This is a genomic window from Brevibacillus nitrificans (assembly GCF_003710965.1).
GTDB classification, from domain to species: domain Bacteria; phylum Bacillota; class Bacilli; order Brevibacillales; family Brevibacillaceae; genus Brevibacillus; species Brevibacillus centrosporus.
Genome location: NZ_RHHU01000003.1, coordinates 1,175,327 through 1,193,973 on the forward strand (window position 1 = coordinate 1,175,327; position 18,647 = coordinate 1,193,973).

Genomic DNA, 18,647 nt, shown 5'->3' on the forward strand with positions numbered 1-18,647 from the left:
TATATATTTGATTACAGATAACCGTTTTTCATCATGTGTAAAATATCGCTCTGCGCATGCTCGATATCTTCTCGTGCCCTCCGCGCGATTTGATTTGCTGCCTGCTGTGCCTCGAGTACAACCTGCTTCTCATCTACTCTTTGCATTTGACGATTTTCCATGATGAATTGGCCATCGATGATCACGGTTTCTACTTCGCTGCCTTTCGCGGCGTAAACCAGATTGGGGACTATGTTTCTGATCGGATCCGTAATAATCGGAGAAAGGTTGGGCTCAAGCAAATTCAGGAGGATGAGATCTGCTTTTTTCCCTTTCGTGATGCTTCCGATCTGATGCTCCAGCCCAATCGCTTTTGCTGATTCGATCGTTGCCATTCTCAGCGCTTTCCATGCCGGAAAGACTTTCGGATCCGAATATTTTACCTTGTTCAAAATAGCGGCAAACTTCATCTCGTTGAACATGTTGTTGCAGTTATTTCCTGGGGCCTGGTCTGATCCAAGTGCCGCATATCCCCCTGCCTCCAGAAAGTCCATCACTGGCGGTACCAGTCCGTCTATGATTCCGATGCTGCCTGCACAATAAATCATAGAGGATCCTCTTTTTGCTACCAGGTGTGTCTCCTCGCGGGTGGCTTCTGTGAGGTGGACGGCGATCAATCGGCGGCTCAGATAGCCCAGTTCATCCAAGAAGGCAACCGACCGCTTGTTGTACCTCTTCACCATTTGATTGATTTCTCTGTCCCCTTGAGCCACATGCATGTGAATTCGCGTATCGTATTTTTCAGACAACGCTTTGATCTGCAGCAAAAGCTCCACACTTAGCATGTCCGGTCCTTGAGGGCCAAGCATACAGGTAATTCGGCCATTTTCCTTTTCGTGCCACTCTTCGATCAGCTGAATATTCTCCTGCAGCTTCCACTCCCCAATAGAAGGATCAAGAGGATACAGCTCGCCTACAGGAACCGAAGAGACGTTGTCTGGCATTTCGTTGACGGTTTGGGCGACCCTCGCTCTTGCACCCACTCGCTTGTAGTTGGCGACGATCTTGTTCATGCCGTGGTCAAAATCGCAAAACGTAGTCGTACCGGCTTTGATTCCCTCGATGATATTGAGCATCGAGCCCTTCACCATTTCGTCTTCTTTGGTATTTTTTTTAAAAGGCCACAAGCCTTTTTGCATCCAATGGGACATATCCTGGGCAGCTCCTCTGAACAGGGAGAGCCCTGTGTGAATGTGGGCGTCGATCAAACCCGGCATCACCAATTTGCCTGTCGCATCAATCAATCGGTCGGTCTTGTACGCTTTTACGATTTCATCAGAGGAACCTACATCGATTATCGTATCCCCTCGAATCGCAACAGCGCCATTCTCAATCATTCCGACTCCTTTCCCTTCCATGGTCAAAATGAATGCGTTTGCAACTATCAAATCTGCTTTCACCTAAAATCCCCCATCTTGGTGTTTTGGTTGGCTGCTCTTTCGCATGTCTTTTGTACGCTTTAATATTAGCAACTGACTGACTAATTCCCATTGTCTGAACAGACTAAATAATAAATTAAAAATCGTCTATTCAGATAATCACCCATATTTAAAGCGTGTTTCACCACCTGTTTCCGAGTTTATTTAAGGTAATTTAAGGGTTATTCCAATTTAATAAGACAAAAAAATTCCACCCGAATTTACAGTTTCACTCCCGCGCCTCGCATTTCTTCGTTCGTTTCCCGATCCATTTGATCCCTTGCTTCAACTGCACTCTATTATTTAGTAAAATAGAAACTGTCAAAACTGAATGAAAAAGGTGAATATAATGGAGCTTAGCCATGAGTCTACGATTCGGGAATGGCAGCAAGCGATGGAAGCAGGAACGACCACTTCTCGGGAATTGACCCTCCTGTTTTTAAAGAGAATTGCCCAATACGACAAGCAAGGAATCGCCGTCAATGCGATCAGCGAAATCAATCCGGATGCCCTCCACATTGCAGAAGCTCTCGATCGGGAACGGGTGGAAAAAGGAAGCCGCGGACCACTTCACGGTATTCCCGTCTTGATCAAGGACAACATCGCAACCGGCGACTCCATGCACACAACAGCAGGCTCACTCGCCCTTGCAGACTCCTATGCTTCTGCTGATTCGTTCGTTGCCGCTCGCCTTCGCGAGGCAGGAGCTGTGCTTTTAGGGAAAACAAACCTGACCGAGTGGGCCAACTACATGACGGAGAATATGACAAACGGCTACAGCTCTCGCGGCGGACAAGTCTTGAATCCATATGGACCCGGTCAGCTGGACGTCGGGGGGTCCAGCTCAGGCTCAGGCTCTGCGATCGCGTCCGGTTTTGCTGTTGTTGCAGTCGGGACGGAAACATCCGGCTCCATCCTGCACCCTTCTGTCAAAAATTCACTGGTCGGCATCAAACCGACTGTGGGTCTCATCAGCCGCAGAGGAATCATCCCTATTTCAACCAGTCAGGATACAGCCGGTCCCATGGCTCGCACGGTGGAAGACGCTGCCATTTTACTCGGCGCCCTCACTGGTGTAGACGAACAAGATCCGGTAACAGGCAAAAGTCTCGGCCTCTCCCATGCAGACTATCGGCCTTTCCTCGATGTCAATGGCTTACAGGGCGCTCGTATCGGGATCATCCGCTCCTTCTTTTTGGACAGGTACGATGACGAGGAAAAGAAATTGTACGAGGATGCCATCAACCATTTACGGCAAGCAGGTGCTACTGTCATCGATGCCGTAACCATCCCAACCGAAAATGCGAAATGGGGGCCGAGTGTACTCCTGAATGAATTCAAATCCGGTGTAAACGCCTACCTGAAAACGCTGCCCGCTTCTTACCCTATTCGTACGCTGTCAGATGTCATTGCCTTTAACCGCGAGCATGAGGAACGAGCACTGCGGTTCGGGCAGGTTTTGCTGGAGCGAGCCAATGCGACGAGTGGAACCTTGACGGAAGCGGCCTATCTGAATCAGCGCGCCTTCGATCTGGAAATGTCGCAGGACAAAGGAATCAATGCCGTGCTGACGGAGCACGACCTGGATTGTATCCTCTTCCCAGGCAGCGAAGGATACGGAATTGCCGCACGCGCAGGCTATCCTTCTGTCACGGTGCCGTCGGGCTACACCTCCGCAGGAAAACCGTTTGGGATCATGTTCACCGGTCTTGCCTTCTCCGAGCCGACTTTAATTCGTATGGCGTATGCCTATGAGCAAGCAACCCGCCTGCGCATTCCACCGCAAATGGAATCATAGGGAGTATCGATACATGCAAAAAAGACGCAGCTCCCTCACAGGAGTCTGCGTCTTCCTTTTGTTTTTCAGCTGCTACAAAGCCGTTCCTTCTTGTTCCGCTTTTCCCAGTCGATCCTCAAACATTTTTCCTAGCTGACCAATGTCGACTTCCCATTTCTCGTCTTTATAATAGACGGTGGCTTTCGACTCGCCTCTTTTCCCAACAATCCGAATACTCGCTGTCCTTACTTCGTAGCTGCCATCCGGCTGAAAAGCAATGTCCGCATCCTTCAGTTCCCCATCCAGCACAGGCTTGATCGTTTTGTCGACGACTTCCTGCGTAGCGGAAACTGCCTGACGCCCCATCTGTATCACTTCTTCAGGACTGAATTGGAAGAAGAGGACCAGAACGACCCCAATCACCACAAGCAGCGAAATGATCCGAAACAGACTGCGCAGCATCCACTGAGCTGCCATGACCACCACGATGATGCAAAGCGCAACCGGCCAATAATCCTTCGCCAATTGAAGCAGTTGTTCCACGCTCATCACTCCTTCTCTCCCCATTGTCGCCAAATATTGGGGGGACGTATTCAAGCGAACGGGAACGGCGAAAGATTATATTCGCGATGATGTTCGACATTTCCTGCTTTTTTTCGCATGCGTACTACCCCAGGTATCCCCAGAGCAGCACCCCTGCGCTGAAAATAACCCCCACCCACAGCATCATGATGACCAGATAGCCCATGATGTCTTTCAATTTCAGGTTGGAAATAGCCAGCACGGGAAGGATCCAGAACGGTTGGATCAAATCATTCCACGCGTTCCCCAGCATGACAGACATGGATACCTGATTGAATGGCGCTCCCAGCTGTTTGGCTGCTTCGATCATGAATGGGCCTTGCACTACCCAGTGCCCTCCTCCAGACGGCGCGAAGAAGTTGATGATGTACGAACTCCACAGCCCCCACAGCGGCAACGTGGAAGCATCGGACAGTTTGACGAAAATCGCAGAAATGGTGTCTACCAGGCCCGATCCCGCCATGATCGCCATGATTCCCGCATAAAACGGATATTGCAGGAGAATACCTGAGACCGTTTTGATCCCTTCGTTTAGCTGCGTCACGTAATTAGCAGGCGTACCGAGCAGCAAAATCCCGCCAAAGAGGATGATAAAATTGATAATGTTAAAGTCCAGTGAGCCGCCTGTGGCGAAATGATAAATGATGTAGGTGAATCCCAGCAAACCGATGAGCAGGCTAAGAATGCGGCTGTTGTTCAGCTTCGTAGCCAGCGTGACGCTCTCTTGCTGAAGAGCTAGTTCGGCTCCTGCTGCTACTTCCCGTTGGGCACTTGCCTCCAGCTTGTACTCGATTACTTCTTCCTTCTTTTTCGGATGAAGCCAGGCATTCAGCAGCGGGAGTGTTACGATCGTCACGACAGTCGTAATCACCATCGGCCAGGCAAAAATCGTATCGCTCAACGGCACGACGCCCATGGCTTTTTCCAACGGATGGCCGGGGGTCGATACGAGGACGGGCACGCTCGACGAAAGCCCCATCCCGTATAGGCTAAAGCCGCTATACGCAGCCGCGATAATCAACGGATAATGGACACCTTTCACTTTCGACGCAAGCTTGGTCGCCACGATTCCTCCAATCACAAGCCCAAAAGCCCAGTTCAGATAGCTGCCGATTGCGCCCACCAACGTGGCTGCGATGATGGCGGTTCTCGGCGTATGCACCAGATTGACGAGCCGATCCAGCAGCCTGTCCACAATCGGCGCTCTCGCCAAGACGTATCCCATCGCGAGCATCACAGCAACCTGTGTAGTAAAGGCGAGCAAATTCCAAAACCCTTTTCCCCAGTCCGCTGCCGTAGCCACGATATTTTGCCCCTCTACCAGTACCGCCAGCAGAACAGCCAATAGCGTCAAACCTATGGCAAAAACAAAAGGATCGGGCAAATATTTTCTCATAAGTACCGTAAAGAAATTCGTAAGCCTCGCCATGCTGCTTCCTCCTTAGTCAACAATTGCCAGTGCCCGCACTTGTCCGCCTGTACCACCTAAATACGGAATCGGCGCTCCCGAGAACAAAAAACGGGACTTGGGAATCCGGTTGATATTGATCAGATTCTCAATGATGGCAATAAACGCATCATTGTCTAACCCGAGACAACGCGGACGCAAAAAATTCATGTGAACAGGCAGCGTCAGTTCACCTGGCGCATCCACATTGCATGTATCGATTCCCACCGTTTTCACTTGTTTTTCACGCAGCCATTCTCCGGCATCAATCGATAGGCCCATATGGTCAAGGGCATAGCTCGCCGGGTCCTGGATGGCCGACCAGCCCGTAAAAATGAGCACGATATCTCCTTTGCGGACGGACGTCCCCGTTTTCGCTTCTGCATCCTTCAGGTCTTTTGCAGTAATTCGCGCTTTCGGCCCAAAGCGATGTGAGACATCGAGCCAGATCGCGTCGCCAAAGCCGCATTCAATCGGCATTTTGTCGATGGTGTACGGCGATTCAGGATCTCCGTGAAAGCAGGAATCCATATGTGTGCCTGTGTGTCCGCAGACGATGATGTTCTCATTTTGAAACGACACCAGATCCTCTTCGTTATAGTAATTTTTCCGGCTAAACGACCTCCACACGTCATGGGTCCTCGTGCCTGTCAGAAACATCGGCGTCCTTCCGTGAGAAGGATGCTGAGGCATTCCTTCATAAATGGGCATTGTCAAGTCGATGATTGTATTCATGTCTGGACCCTCCTGTCCTGTATTACTGGATGTGCAGCGGCTCAACCTGCAGTGCTTCTGCGAGCTTGTTTAATTCAGCCACGACATTGTCAGCGACGGGAATGCCTGCCTGCATCCGCTTTCCTTCTGCGGACAATTCGATTTCACCCGGCAAGTACAGTTCCTCGACTCCGTTTGCTTTGACTGCGTCTTTCACGTAGGAAGAAAGAACCGTCGACAGCTCTTTAAACCGTTCTACTTCCATGAAGGAAGAAATGTTGATCGCCAGCATGAAATGGGCGATGGATTGCGTTTGCGTGAGATCGTACATCGACGGAATCATTTTGGAGAATGCCCCGCCGGACAAGACACCTGTCAACAGCTCTACCATCAGCGCGAGGCCGAAGCCTTTGGGACCGCCAACGGGAAGAATAAAGCCGCCGTTGAGGACAGCGGAAGGATCCGTCGTAGGGTTTCCATCCCGGTCTGCACCCCAGCCTGCTGGAATCTCCGTGCCTTTTGTTTGAGCGTAAAGGATTTTGCCTAATGCTACGTTACTGAGTGCCATATCCAGAAGGAGTGGGAACTTTAGCAACGTTGGAGCCGCAATAGCAAGCGGATTGTTTCCCAGCACTTTTTCCGCTCCCCCTGTGGGAGGCATCAGCGGGGCCGTATTGCTCATAACGATTCCCACCATGTCTTGCTGGCTCGCCATCAACGCGTAATGCGCAGCGATGCCAAAATGATTGCTGTTTCTCGCGCTGACAATTCCGACGCCATATTCTTTTGCTTTCTCGATCGCCAGCTCCATTGCCTGGGTCGCTACTACCTGCCCTGCCGAGCCATTTCCGTCCATGACCGCGATGGACTTGGAATCGTTCACGACTTGGATGTTGGCGGCTTTTTTGACCAGACCTTTTTGCATTCGCTCTATGTAAATCGGGAGTCGCATGAGTCCGTGGCTGTGGATTCCTCTCGCATCCGCCTCGATCATCGTCTCTGTAATGATTTTTGCTTCGTGTTGTGGCACGCCGATTTTCACGAGACATGAATTGGAAAATTCAGTTAGTTTTTGCGAATTGAAGTCCATTTTCATCCTTCTTTCTCCTCTATGGGAATCCATTTATATTTCCAGATCTCCTGCCAGCATGTCTTTCTTGTTCTTCATGCCCGCCCACACACTGACCAGCAGGATCACCACCGTCACGACGAGCAAACCTGCCGCAATCGGACGGGTGAAAAAAATGTCTGCGCTTCCTTTGGAGATCGCCAGGGACTGCAGCAGAGAGCTTTCGATTTGCGATCCGAGCACCAGCGTCAAAACCGTGGCAGCGATGGGAATGTCGAGCTTTTTCATGACATAGCCGATCAGTCCAAATACGATCATCATTCCGACATCGAACATATTATTGCGAACCGTGTAGGCTCCTACCATGGTAAACATGACAATGAGCGGCAGCAGCACTTTATAGGGAACAAGCGCGATTTTTGCCCATACATTGGCGAGCGGGAGATTCATGACAAGCAATACGATATTGCCGATGAACATGCTGGCAATGACGGCCCAAGCAAAGTCTGCATGCTCGGTAAATAACCGCGGTCCAGGCTGCAGACCGTGCATGATAAATGCGCCCATGATGACGGCAACCGTCGGTGAGCTGGGTAGACCTAGTGTGAATAGCGGAATTAAAGCGCTTCCCGAGCATGCGTTGTTGGCTGTCTCCGGACCTGCAACCCCTTCAATGGCCCCTTTCCCGAAGCGATCCGGGTTTTTGGCGATTCTTTTCTCCAGGGAATAGGATGCGATCGATGCGAGTACAGCATTGGCTCCTGGGATTAACCCGATCAGGAAACCGAGCGCGGTCCCCCGTCCGATCGATTTGGATGTGGGAGCCCACTCGCCTTTGCGCGGCAGCAGCCCTGTTACTTTCTCCGGTTTTTCCAGTTTGTTCTGGCCCTCGGCATTCATGAGGATTTCCGATACCCCAAACAATCCCATGGCTACGATGACAAAATCGATCCCGCCCAAAAAGTCCTGCACACCAAACGTTAGCCTGGTGGCGCCAGAGATCGGATCGATCCCGACCAAGGAAAGCAAAAGTCCAAAGGCAGCCGCAATAAATCCTTTCACCAGCGACTTGCCCATCAAGCCAATCAGCATGACCAGCCCAAGGATCATGAGGGCAAAATATTCGGGTGGGCCGAAAGTCAGTGCCAGCTTCGTGAGCGGAATCGCCATGAACGAGAGCCCCAGCAAGGCTGTTATGCCACCCACAAACGACCCGATAGCCGATACGCCCAGCGCCAGCCCCGCTCTTCCCTTGCGCGCCAGCTGGTGGCCGTCAATACAGGTAATGACGGACGCTGCTTCGCCCGGTATATTGATCAAAACGGAAGTAATCGTCCCGCCGTACATCGCACCGTAATAAATGCCAGACAGCATGATAATCGCCGACGTAGGGTCCATTCCGTATGTGATCGGAATAAGGATAGCCGTTCCCGCTACTGGCCCCAAGCCTGGCATGACACCGACAAACATTCCTACTGAAACCCCGATAATACAGAAAAGCAGGTTTTCCCAGGTCGCTGCATGAGCGAATCCGCTGATCAGAGAATCCAATGCTTCCATATCTTCACTCCTTTACCACCCAAATGAATTAACCGGCAACGGCACAGACAATGCTTTCACAAAGATGAAGAACAACAAGAGCGAAATTCCGATCGAGAACCCCACTGCAACACCCTTGCTAAATGCTCGGTAAACCAGCAAAAATACGGAAATCGTCCCAGCGGCGATGAAGCCGATCCACTCTGCTGTCAAAACAAACACAGCCATCGCCACGAGAATGAGCAGAAATTCCCGAAGCCCTTTGTTTTTCGGAAGCATTTCCTTGATGGAAATCCGGTCTTTTCTCGTTTGGAACAAGTATGCGATGGACAAGACGATCATCAAAAGGCTCAGCCAGAATGGAAAAAACCCTGGACCAAAGCCAAGTGCATTCTGGTTTTCCATCCCTAGCGACTGCCACAGGATAAGTGCCGAAAAGATCAAGAGGACAACAGCTGCCCAGCTGCCTGCGTTTCGCACTCGAACACCCCTTTTGGAGAAAACCGAAAGACGTACCGGTTTTGCACGTCTTTCGTCCCTTCTTTATTTTTTCAATCCGATCGCTTGCAAAACTTCCCCGTTCGTTTGGTAATCCTGCTCGATAATCGCTTTAAAATCGGCCGGTCCTTTGTAGACAGGGGCTGCCCCAATCTTTTTGAACTGATCGACAACGGCCGGATCCTCCAGTGCTTTTTTGAACGAATCGTGCAAGATCGTAACGATCTCATCCGGAACATCTTTCGGAACGGCAATTCCTGTCCAGACATCGCCGCGAACATCAATTTTCTTGTCAGAGAGCATCGGCACATCTTTGAGCTCTTCCGGCTTGAAAGTGCCTGCCACAAAAAGCGGACGAGCCGTTCCATCGAGAATGTAGGGCATCGCTTCGGTCGTCTGCACAAAGGCTCCGGCAACGTTGCCGCCCAACATGGCCATGATCGCAGGAGAGCCCCCGTTGAACGGGACATGCGTCAATTTCGTTCCTGTTTTTACTTGAATGCTCTCCATGGTAATGTGCTGCGTGAGGCCGGTTCCCGTCGTGGAGTAATTGAAGTCACCTGGATTTGCTTTTACATAATCCAGCCATTCGTCAAAGTTTTTCCAGGGAGAATCCGATTTCACGATCAATACATTGGGGGTTGCCACGACTTCCAGCACTGGCTTGAAATCTTCCGGCTTGTAAGCGACTTGCCCGCCATGAGGCTTGATCGTCATCGGCCCGGACGTCACCATGCCGATCGTGTAGCCATCCCCTTTTGCCTGGAAGAGCTCGGATACTCCGATGGTTCCCCCACCGCCGTCTTTGTTGATAACAGCCACGGTCTGGCCATTAGGCATGTATTTATTGATGACACCTGCAAGCGCTCTGGCCGCGATGTCCGTCGTGCCGCCCGGCGTAAAGGGTACGATCATTTGAATCGGTTTGTCCGGGTAGTTGGCCGTGCCGCCCGATGTCTGACCGGCACCTGAACAGCCTGCCAAACCAATAACGAGTGAAAGAGCCAGCCCTGCCAGCGATACAAGCTTCCTTTTGTTCATCAAGAGACCCCCCGATTTTTTATGGCTTGTTGGCCACTACATTTTTCAGTGTACCGATCCCCTCAATTTCCACTTCGACGACATCTCCAGCGTACATCGGAGAAACACCCGATGGAGTCCCCGTGATGATGATGTCTCCTGGCTCAAGGGTCATGACTTTGGAAACAAACGAGATCAATTCCGCAGTAGGGAAGATCATGTCGCTCGTGTTGGAATCCTGCCGGACCTCTCCATTCACCCGGACCCGAATCGGCAGGTCATCCGGATTGACGTCTGTCACGATCGCGGGACCGAGCGGCTTGTAGGTTTCAAACGATTTTGCCCGTGTAAACTGACCGTCTTTCTTCTGCAAGATCCGGTCGGATACATCGTTGCAACAGGTATAGCCGAGCACATAGTCAAGGGCTTCTTCAGCAGATACATCTTTCGCCCGTTTTCCTATCACGATCGCCAGCTCGCCCTCATGCTCATTTCTGTGTTCAGGCTGAGCCAGCAAAATTCGTTCATCCGGACCGATGACCGCAGACGGTGCCACGAGGAACATCATCGGTTCTTCTGGCAAAGGCTTGTTCACTTCTTCCGCATGTTTCTTGTAATTCAACCCGATTGCCACGATTTTGCCTGGCTGCAAGGGAGCCAGCAGTTGAACCTGATGAATCGCATATCTTTTGTCCGTTTTTTCGTAGGATGCAAATATCGATCCCGTTAGCTTGATGACTTCGTCTCCCTCTACAAGACCGTAAGAAACGGAAGCGTTTTCAGAAAATCGTACGTACTTCATGCGTGCTTTCCCTCCATTGCCTTCTATCATTGAGTCTCGAGCAAGAAGCAACTCCTGCTGCTTCTTGCTTGCTGCCACTTGCTAAACCTCTACGTATACTTTGTTGTCTTCTACGGTGACTTCATAGGTTTTGACTCGCACCTTGTCTGGATCGAACAAGGAGCACCCTGTTTTGATGTCGAACTCCCAGCTGTGCCACGGACATCTCAGAACATCTTTGTCCGGTTCAAAAATATACTCCCCTACCTCTTTTCCCGCGCAGCCTTTATCCAGCATGCCTTCAGACAAGCAAGGTCCTTTATGCGGGCAAACATCGCGAAGGGCATACACGTCGCCACTTTCCGAGCGGACGACGACAATCGGCTTTCGATCAATCGAAACTGACTTTTTTTGGGTCAGCAGCAGATCGTCGTAATGACACACGAGGTGCTTCATTTTTGATCAGTTCCTTTCTTCAATGCCCAAGCGGCTAATGATCTACAAGCGGTAAAAATCACGTGCATTTTCATACAGGATCTTTTGCTTCAAGGAATCGGAAATTTGATGCGGCATCGTACGCTCAGGCGGATCAAAATCCCAGTGAGGATAGTCCGAAGCGTACATAATCATGTCTTCCGAACCCATCATGTCAATTACATTCATAAACTCCCGGGCGGTAAGATCATCCCACGGCTGCGTGGTGAACCGCATGTTGTCCCGGAAATAATCGCTCGGCATACGCTTGACCCATGGCGTCTCTTGTCTCAGAGCCTTGTACGCAGAGTCCATGCGGTGCATCATGAACGGCACCCATTCAAAGCCGCCTTCCACCAATGCGACCTTCAGATCCGGAAACTTATCGAATATGCCGTTCGTAATCAAGCTGATCACCTGAGTCATATACGCTTGCGGATGCAGAGAGCGCCACGCTACGTAATAACGGAGGAAGTCTCCCCCTTGAGCGGTGATGCTCGCGGACAGGTGCATGGCGATCGGCAGTCCGTGCCGGTTTGCCGCTTCGAATATGGGGTGGAAATATGGATCTCCCCAAGCGAAGTCCCCGATCGGAAGCATGACCTGTGCCATTTGCGGATGTGCCGCCATCCGGTCGATTTCTCGCACGGCTGCTTCAGGCTCTCTGGGAATCGTAATGGAACCAAGCAAGCGCTTATCCTTCGACAGCCATTTGTCTACCGTAAAATCGTTGTAAGCAGAGGCCCTCGCAGCTGCAAACTCATACCAGCCCTTCGCTACGGTAGCCTCGTAAAACCAACCGGTCAGTACGGCATACGACATATCATGCTTGTCGAGCAGCTGTTCTTTCAGCAGATCAAAGTTGGAGCCTGGCGTCGCTCCGTCTTCCGGAATGGAATCCATCCGGTATTTCGTATTTTTGCGCACCTGATTGAATGGAATCGCTCTTTCTGGCACCCAACCATACTCTGCAATATAACGTTTCCATTGATCCGGCAGGTAAGGAAGCAGATCTCTTGTTGAACGAATCTCGTGATGGACGTCCGTATCAATGATTTTTTGTTTTGTACTCACAACCGGCCCTCCTCGTATGTTCGATCTAGCAGCTTCATTCGCTAGAAGCTGCGCCCGACGATAAAATACTCACTGTTCTCGCTAGCAGGAAAATGATTTGCGCAAGCTAAGGATGTGGCAAACTAATTTCGCAACTATCTAATTAGGTTGTGACAAGAGTTTGCTGACCACTCTCCCCCCGCTGCTACACCATGAATCGCCCACCATTCACATCAATGACGGCTCCCGTGATGAAGCTTGACTGCTCGGAAATCAAAAATCCGATCGCCTTGGCCACTTCTTCCGGTGTGCCTAACCTGCGCAATGGCGTATTATTCGCGGCATTCTCGTTCACCTCTGAAGCGACATCCCAAATCATCGGGGTATCAATTCGCCCAGGCGCTACAGCGTTTACATAGATCCCGTCCGGCCCTACTTCTCCTGCCAGCTGGCGAGTCAGCGAGATCATTGCTGCTTTACTCGCGGCGTAATGTGCTCCTGTGATCGGACTGTATGTACGGCCAGCGGAAGAAGCGATGTTGACGATATGGCCCTTTTTATGTTTTTTCATGAGCTTGACTGCTACCTGACTACAGTAGAAGGTGCCATTCAAATTAATATCCAATACCTTTCTCCAAATAGCCGGGTCCATGTCTTCTACCAGAACTCGCCCATTCTCCCCTTTCGGAGAAATCCCTGCACCGTTTACGAGAACGTCCAAACGACCAAACATGCTCTCTATTTTTTCACCAGCCACTCTTACCTCTTGCTGATCGGAGACATCCAGCACGATCGGCAAAATTTTCGTTTGCTCGTTTTTCAGTTCCTCGCAGAGCTCATACAGCTTTGCTTCGTTCGCATCCGATACGACCAGATGCCCTCCGTTGGCAATAATCAGCGAGCATACGGCTTTACCGATTCCCCCCGCAGCGCCTGTTACCCAGCAAACAGCCTGGTTCAACTCGTTCATCCTGCTCCCCCTCATCGCTTGCTTTTGTCATGAAACTTGTTTGATCAATGAGTTTTCTTACTTTCTAAAACCAAGAACGCGTCTTCTTGTAGAAAGCGCATTCACAATTGGTTTACTGAATTGTTTATATTGTATTTCATTTCTGTCTCCTGATAAAATACAGGTTAGTCATATTGGTATGAGATTTTGTCATACTGGAGGGTGCCAAGTGAATATTGAACAGCTACAGTATTTAGTAGAAACAACCAGAACGGGCTCCATTTCAGCTACTGCCCTAAATCTTCACGTCTCTCAATCCGCTGTCAGCAAATCGATCTCGCGCATGGAGCAGGACCTGGGCTTTACTTTGTTCATTCGTTCTCGAACAGGTATCGTGCCTACACCAGCCGGATGGAAGCTGATCCAGAAAGCCGAGGAAATCTTGAGCAAAGTCAGTGAGTTCAATGAGATTGCGGATGAGCACGGGCCAAAAGCAAAACGGGAACTCAAACTCGCCTCTGTTCCAATGTTCATGCTGATCCTGAACCAATCTCTGGAAGCCATTATGAGCGAGCACCCTTCTACACAAATCGAAGTTGCAGAAAAAAGCTCGAAGGAAATTATTTATGAAGTGCGAAACAACCTGGTCGATCTGGGCTTTTTGATCTTAAATGACGAGATTCGGCAAGACCCAGAGCTGGATTATCAGGTGCTGATGTCATCCAAAACCTTTGTCTGTATCAATAAAGACTCTCCTCTTGCCAAGAAAGAGTCTTTAACTCCCGAAGAAGTGATCGATCAGCGCATCGTCATTTATAATGGCAGCATCAAGGATTGGTTCCGCAACTACTTCAACAACAGTGATTACTTTAAGTACTCTTTGACCACCAACAATATCGAGGCCATTAAAAGCAGGGTCGTCAACGGGACGAGCATCACCTTTCTATCGGAGCTTTCGATTCGCAACCACGGCTTTTTGGATGACGGTGAAATCGTGGTGGTCCCTCTGTTGATGAACGGTGAGCAAATCAAGATGCAGATCGCCTGGGTCAAAAAGAAAAAAAACTCCTTGACCAAGACGTCCAAGGAGCTTTTGCGGCTTTTGAAACAGCACATCGAGAAAGGCGAAAAGTAATCCATTCAAGGAGTGACTGACATGGAAATCATCCCATTGCCTGCTTCCTGCCCTGTCCCGCTAGACTTGCTCTTGCTGGCAGATCCTTCGCAAAAGCTAGTAGAAGAATATATCAAACGGGGCGTATGCTATATCGCTCAGGAAACTGATGCCATCTACGGCGTGTACGTGCTGCTGCCGACCCGCCCGGATACGATCGAGCTAGTCAATATCGCTGTCGCGGAGGCCAGGCAAGGACAAGGTCTCGGCAAACGTCTGGTCCTCCATGCGATTGAGCAGGCGAAGCTGCTCGGGTACCGCACGCTGGAGATCGGTACGGGAAATTCAAGCGTTGGACAGCTCGCCCTTTACCAAAAATGCGGCTTTCGCATCACAGGAGTGGACCGGGACTTTTTTCTCCGCCATTACGACGAGCCGATCTTTGAAAACGGCATTCAGGTGATCGATATGGTTCGTCTGTCCCAGGACCTGTTTTAATCGAAAAGATGCCCCCTGCGACTGCCGATAGCTGCTGGTTTCACTACGGCGTTGGTTTACATAATAATCATTATGTATCTTTCTGATTGCTTCCTTTCACGCACAATGGCAAATGCAAAAGCCGGACCTGCTGCTGGTCCGGCTCTTTCCTGTCATTCACGCTCGCCTCACCGCCTAGCAGATACGCGAGAATACTTTTTCTCTTTCTCTTCCTGCCCTTTCGTACGAGCCAAATACATCGCGTATTCGATTGGTCTCGAAATGGCCTGTTTGTACTGCTGCACGGCACCCATCTCCCGGAACACCTCGCGTGCAGGCTTCGGATTCACCTCGATCAGCCATGCACGTCCGTTTACATCAATGCCGATATCAAGGCCGAACTCCACCATCCTGCCAAAGTGATTCTCCAGGGATTCTGCTGTCTGATAGGCGAGCTGCTCGCAGTCTCGCACGATTTCCATGGTCCTCGCATCCCCAAATCGCGGACGCAAAAACTCCGGGACTATCATCGCCTTTCCGCCACCGTGCAGGTTCGACGTGGCGCTGCGCTCTCCTCCGACCCGCATGCCGTGCCCCGTAACTCTCCAATCACCATTGCCGTCCTTTTGAATCAGCAGACGCATGTCGACAGCCCGTTTCGGGACGAGCTGTAGCCGAAGTCCTTGCTGCACAATATACTTTTCTGCCCTCGTCCAGCGGTCGACATAGCGCAAAACAGCATCCGCCTGTTTGACGACGGTAGATATTTTCGATCGCTGTCTGTCTCGACCCAGCAAGCGGTAGCCCTGATCCGTCTTTTCAATGCAAAGGATGTTGCGCCCACCTGTACCGTTCAGCGGCTTGACGTACAAAAAGGAATGCCTGCCCAGCATTTTAACGAAGTTGGCACGGTTGTACAAAAAGGTTTCCGGCAGCCAGCGATGCATCCGCTCATCCCGGTACAACACCTCATGCACGCGCCATTTATTCGCCAAGCGATTGTTGGCATAGAGGAAATTGCTCGTGCGGCGAAACGCGACATAGTCTTTAAAAGCTTGCGTTGGCGTATAGCGGTATCGATCAAAAACGGCATCCGGCCGGTCGAATATCCGCGCCTGCCAGTTGCCATTTGCGTCGAGAATAAATCCTCTCACCTGTTTACCTTGTGCCAGCACATCCTTGGGAGAAAACAAAAAAACCGTGCTGCCCAGCTCCTGTCCTGCCCGGAGAAGACGCCGGAAGTACGCCGGCTCTGCAAATCGTTTGCCTTCGCGCCAGGTCAGAACACCGATCGTGGGTCGTTTCATCACACCACCCTCTCTCGATTCCTCCCTGGCAGTTTATTCACCTACGACAGCATTGGCACTTATCTGAGTCTCTTTTCCAGCTCCACCAGATCGGCTGGCAGATCGGCATGCACTTTGACAGTTTCATTTCCAAATGGATGCGTAAATTGCAGGACTTCTGCGTGCAGAGCCTGACGCAAGATCCCGTCGCGCTTGCCTCCGTACAAGGTATCGCCGATCAATGGATGTCCGATGTAGCTGAGATGAACCCGAATCTGATGGGTCCTCCCTGTTTCCAGACTGCATTCGACTTTGGTTGCGTTGCGATACTTCTCTCGTACCGTATAGTGCGTAATGGCTGTATCCCCATTTGGCGTCACTCTTCTACGTGTGGCGTGATTGCGGTCTTTTCCGATCGGTTGATTGATCTTCCCGCTCTCTTTGGCCACCTGCCCATGTACGAAGGCCACATACGTCCGTTTGATGAGCCTCTCGCGCAGCATCTCATCCAAAATGGCGGACGCCCAAGGGTGCTTGGCGTACAGGACGACACCAGAGGTATCCTGATCCAGCCTGTGGACATGCCGTACTTTTGCCTGCTGCCCTGTGCGGAAAAAGTGGCCCGCAACCAGATGATCCAACGTCAAATGGTGGTGCGGCTCTGTTGGATGCAGCAAGATTCCTGCCTGCTTTTCAACGATTAGCAGGTGGTCGTCCTCGTACAAGACGTCGAGTGGCTCTTCCACCGGCTCGATTCCAAACGGCTCCGGCTGGCATAGACGCAGCCGGATTTCTTGCCCTTCTTCCACCTTTGCGTGCTGCGCCACAGGCTGACCGTCGATCAAAACTTCTTTGTGCTGAAATAAAAGATGGACCTGCTTGCGAGGCAGCTTCCATCCCTCTCTAAGCAGGTTCCCAATCGGGGTGGCGGCTGCGTCAGCGGCTGTCAAGCGCGCTATGAGCCACTCCCCTTCTTTTTTCATGGTTTGCATGGCGTTCGATTCTCCCTGGCATTTCTACTCAAGACTTAGGCTTGCTCCAGCCCTTTCCCTACTTGGATGACGCGATCCAGGAAATGCTCGATTTCTTCACGACTTTTGCCCAGCTTGCTAACAAAGCGAACCAGTTCTTTTCCTTCTTGGAAGGCAATGAAACTGGGGATTCCGAATACATCCAGCTTTTGGGACAGCTCTGGCAAAGTGTCGCGGTTTACCGAAATCATGTCCAGCTCTGCTTGATACTTTTCTTCAACCGCTGGCATGAATGGGTCGATCCGGTGACAGTCTGGGCACCAATCTGTGAAGAACTTCACGACAACTGGCTTTGATGCACAGATTACTTGTTCAAAATCTGCTTCTGTTTTTACTTCTCTCATGGTAAGTTTCCCTCCCAGAATGATTTGGAAATAGTGTATCACAACCTTGCCGATCATGCGTAACTGGAAGTGTAGCTGCAGGGACTTCGAGGGCAAAAAAGGGCGCGCCTTTTGCTTTAGATATGTTCTCCCTGTTCGACGAGATTTTGCACGAACACCTCAGCAGGACGAGACAGCGGCCTGTCCTTGCGATACGCCACGACGAGCGTCCGGTACGGCTTGGCTGTCATGCGGACGTAGACAGGCGGCTCTACGGTGCCAGGTGCCAGCGTAATCATTTTGGGAGCAAAGGAAAGCCCCATTCCCGCTGCCACTAAAGACTGCACGGTCTGGATGTTGCTGCTCTCGAAAACGATTTTGGGTCGAAAGCCCGCCTGCTCACAGAGACGCAGGGAAATGGTGCGGAAGCCTTGTCCTTCTTTTAGCAAAATAAAGGGCTGGTCGGCTACTTCCGCCAAATCGACTTCCTTCCGATTCGCCAGAGGATGACTAGGGGGCAGCGCCAAGAAAATCTCCTCATTGATCGCCGGAATAATTTCCAGGGAAGGATCACTGATTGGCATGGTCAAAAGACTCACATCGATTTTCCCCCGCACGAGCAGCTGCTCCAAATGACTGGAGGTATCCTCCATCAGCTGCAGCTCTACACCCGGAAACTGCTTGGTAAAGGCAGAAATGACGCGCGGCAGGACGTACGCCCCCGTGATCGGCAAGCTACCGACGAGCAGCTTTCCGCTCTCCCCGACCGCATACGCACGCATCTCGCGCTCCAGGCCCTCTGACATATCGACCAATGTTTGGGCGACCTGCACAAAACGTTGTCCTGCATCCGTCAGCTCCACGTGTTGGGGCAGCCGATGAAACAAGCTCACTCCGAGCAATTTTTCTAGTTTGGCGATCTGTTGGCTAAGCGATGGCTGAGCCAGATGTAATCGGTTTGCTGCTCGCGAAAAACTGCGTTCTTCTGCGACTGCAAGCACATAGCGAACTTGTCGTAACTCCATAAAAAACCTCCCGATAGGCAAAAACTATCCT

The 18,647-nt window shown here is 51.0% G+C and carries 19 protein-coding genes; 3 read left to right on the plus strand and 16 right to left on the minus strand.

What is annotated here, in order from left to right:
- Nucleotides 1-11: 11 nt before the first annotated feature.
- Nucleotides 12-1,439 carry an amidohydrolase family protein gene (locus EDM59_RS07375; RefSeq protein ID WP_122922998.1) on the minus strand — a complete coding sequence of 476 codons (1,428 nt, stop codon included), beginning with the start codon at nucleotides 1,437-1,439 and terminating at the stop codon, nucleotides 12-14.
- Nucleotides 1,440-1,806: 367 nt separating this feature from the next.
- On the opposite strand from EDM59_RS07375, the gene EDM59_RS07380 reads away from it, so the two are divergent.
- Entirely contained in the window at nucleotides 1,807-3,255 is a 1,449-nt protein-coding gene (locus EDM59_RS07380) for an amidase family protein (protein ID WP_122922999.1), read from the plus strand.
- 72 nt (nucleotides 3,256-3,327) lie between these two features.
- On the opposite strand, the gene EDM59_RS07385 is transcribed toward EDM59_RS07380, so the two are convergent.
- The 11 genes from EDM59_RS07385 to EDM59_RS07435 form a co-directional block, all read right to left on the minus strand.
- The gene (locus tag EDM59_RS07385) at nucleotides 3,328-3,783 is read right to left on the minus strand and encodes a hypothetical protein (RefSeq protein ID WP_246010934.1); all 456 of its coding nucleotides are present in this window, start codon (nucleotides 3,781-3,783) and stop codon (nucleotides 3,328-3,330) included.
- Nucleotides 3,784-3,901: 118 nt separating this feature from the next.
- The gene (locus EDM59_RS07390; RefSeq protein ID WP_122923000.1) at nucleotides 3,902-5,245 is read right to left on the minus strand and encodes a short-chain fatty acid transporter; all 1,344 of its coding nucleotides are present in this window, start codon (nucleotides 5,243-5,245) and stop codon (nucleotides 3,902-3,904) included.
- A gap of 12 nt (nucleotides 5,246-5,257) precedes the next feature.
- Nucleotides 5,258-5,998: a cyclase family protein gene (locus EDM59_RS07395; protein WP_122923001.1), complete on the minus strand. Its 741-nt coding sequence runs from the start codon at nucleotides 5,996-5,998 to the stop codon at nucleotides 5,258-5,260.
- A 22-nt stretch (nucleotides 5,999-6,020) separates the two neighbouring features.
- Nucleotides 6,021-7,073: an Ldh family oxidoreductase gene (locus tag EDM59_RS07400; protein ID WP_183192837.1), complete on the minus strand. Its 1,053-nt coding sequence runs from the start codon at nucleotides 7,071-7,073 to the stop codon at nucleotides 6,021-6,023.
- Nucleotides 7,074-7,100: 27 nt separating this feature from the next.
- Complete coding sequence (locus EDM59_RS07405; protein ID WP_122923003.1) at nucleotides 7,101-8,606, minus strand: tripartite tricarboxylate transporter permease; 1,506 nt, start codon at nucleotides 8,604-8,606, stop codon at nucleotides 7,101-7,103.
- Between the two features lie 12 nt (nucleotides 8,607-8,618).
- Nucleotides 8,619-9,065, minus strand: coding sequence for a tripartite tricarboxylate transporter TctB family protein (locus tag EDM59_RS07410; protein ID WP_122923004.1), 447 nt, complete (start codon nucleotides 9,063-9,065; stop codon nucleotides 8,619-8,621).
- A gap of 63 nt (nucleotides 9,066-9,128) precedes the next feature.
- On the minus strand, nucleotides 9,129-10,124 hold the full coding sequence (locus tag EDM59_RS07415; RefSeq protein ID WP_122923005.1) for a Bug family tripartite tricarboxylate transporter substrate binding protein: 996 nt from the start codon (nucleotides 10,122-10,124) through the stop codon (nucleotides 9,129-9,131).
- A 19-nt stretch (nucleotides 10,125-10,143) separates the two neighbouring features.
- Nucleotides 10,144-10,905 carry a fumarylacetoacetate hydrolase family protein gene (locus EDM59_RS07420; protein WP_122923417.1) on the minus strand — a complete coding sequence of 254 codons (762 nt, stop codon included), beginning with the start codon at nucleotides 10,903-10,905 and terminating at the stop codon, nucleotides 10,144-10,146.
- Nucleotides 10,906-10,986: 81 nt separating this feature from the next.
- A complete protein-coding gene (locus EDM59_RS07425; protein ID WP_122923006.1) occupies nucleotides 10,987-11,340 on the minus strand; it encodes a Rieske (2Fe-2S) protein in 354 nt (117 codons plus the stop codon).
- Between the two features lie 42 nt (nucleotides 11,341-11,382).
- Nucleotides 11,383-12,432, minus strand: a complete 1,050-nt coding sequence (locus EDM59_RS07430) for an amidohydrolase family protein (protein WP_170184356.1) — start codon at nucleotides 12,430-12,432, stop codon at nucleotides 11,383-11,385.
- Nucleotides 12,433-12,616: 184 nt separating this feature from the next.
- On the minus strand, nucleotides 12,617-13,381 hold the full coding sequence (locus EDM59_RS07435; RefSeq protein WP_183192838.1) for an SDR family NAD(P)-dependent oxidoreductase: 765 nt from the start codon (nucleotides 13,379-13,381) through the stop codon (nucleotides 12,617-12,619).
- Between the two features lie 208 nt (nucleotides 13,382-13,589).
- Here EDM59_RS07435 and EDM59_RS07440 point away from each other — a divergent pair, with 208 nt between their 5' ends.
- Nucleotides 13,590-14,495 (plus strand): LysR family transcriptional regulator, encoded by a 906-nt coding sequence (locus EDM59_RS07440; protein WP_183192839.1) that lies wholly within the window; start codon nucleotides 13,590-13,592, stop codon nucleotides 14,493-14,495.
- 21 nt (nucleotides 14,496-14,516) lie between these two features.
- On the plus strand, nucleotides 14,517-14,972 hold the full coding sequence (locus EDM59_RS07445) for a GNAT family N-acetyltransferase (protein WP_122923010.1): 456 nt from the start codon (nucleotides 14,517-14,519) through the stop codon (nucleotides 14,970-14,972).
- A gap of 167 nt (nucleotides 14,973-15,139) precedes the next feature.
- On the opposite strand, the gene EDM59_RS07450 is transcribed toward EDM59_RS07445, so the two are convergent.
- The 4 genes from EDM59_RS07450 to EDM59_RS07465 all read right to left on the minus strand — a co-directional run bounded on the left by EDM59_RS07450 (nucleotide 15,140) and on the right by EDM59_RS07465 (nucleotide 18,616).
- Nucleotides 15,140-16,258, minus strand: coding sequence for a YheC/YheD family endospore coat-associated protein (locus EDM59_RS07450; RefSeq protein WP_122923011.1), 1,119 nt, complete (start codon nucleotides 16,256-16,258; stop codon nucleotides 15,140-15,142).
- A 59-nt stretch (nucleotides 16,259-16,317) separates the two neighbouring features.
- A complete protein-coding gene (locus EDM59_RS07455; protein ID WP_122923012.1) occupies nucleotides 16,318-17,229 on the minus strand; it encodes an RluA family pseudouridine synthase in 912 nt (303 codons plus the stop codon).
- Nucleotides 17,230-17,264: 35 nt separating this feature from the next.
- Nucleotides 17,265-17,612, minus strand: coding sequence for a thioredoxin family protein (locus EDM59_RS07460; RefSeq protein ID WP_122923013.1), 348 nt, complete (start codon nucleotides 17,610-17,612; stop codon nucleotides 17,265-17,267).
- A gap of 116 nt (nucleotides 17,613-17,728) precedes the next feature.
- Entirely contained in the window at nucleotides 17,729-18,616 is an 888-nt protein-coding gene (locus tag EDM59_RS07465; protein WP_122923014.1) for a LysR family transcriptional regulator, read from the minus strand.
- Nucleotides 18,617-18,647: the final 31 nt, after the last annotated feature.